Source organism: Halorhodospira sp. 9622 (genome assembly GCF_022228025.1).
GTDB lineage: Bacteria > Pseudomonadota > Gammaproteobacteria > Nitrococcales > Halorhodospiraceae > Halorhodospira > Halorhodospira halophila_A.
On record NZ_JAJNRE010000107.1, the window covers coordinates 1 to 539 of the forward strand.

1 protein-coding gene is annotated in these 539 nt (G+C 64.6%); it reads left to right on the plus strand.

The features are described 5' to 3' along the window. Positions 1 to 196: hypothetical protein (locus LRG07_RS13805; protein WP_238642778.1), on the plus strand; the 196-nt coding region annotated here is incomplete at its 5' end. Positions 197 to 539 lie beyond the last annotated feature (343 nt).

Below are 539 nucleotides of genomic sequence, written 5' to 3' on the forward strand. Positions count from 1 at the left end.
CCATTGGCTCGACAAACCGCATCGTGGGCTGGATGGAGGTTCGGTGTCTGACGGGGACAAGGAAGGGGGTCAGGCAGATGTGGCTGGTACGGCACTAGTAGCCCCTCTGGAGGGCGTCCGGCTGCCGGCTGCGGTGGCCGGAGGGGCCTCGCTGGTCAGCGCGCGCATGCGGGATCCGCTGCGCAGCGCGGCGTAGGCGGATAGCTAGCTCGGCGTAACCCCAGCTCACCAATCAAGGGCTTAAACCGGATCAAGACCCTCAAGTGCCAGGCCTACGGCTTCCGAACCCGGATGCTGTTTCCACAGAACTTGTGGAAAAGCCTGTGGAGACCCCGCGCGGGACGCGATGGAGTCTCGTGGAGCGGCGGTTGGCGAGAATGTGCTCACCGCCCAGGGGGTTGACGAGGCCGGTTCCGGTGCATGCAGCCTGAACCGGACGCAGCACTTGCTGAGTGCGTAGACGCGGCCAGCGATGAGGTCCTCTCCATGCGAAAGCAAACCACGCCTCCAGAATCGCGCCAACCCAACCATGAAGCGCA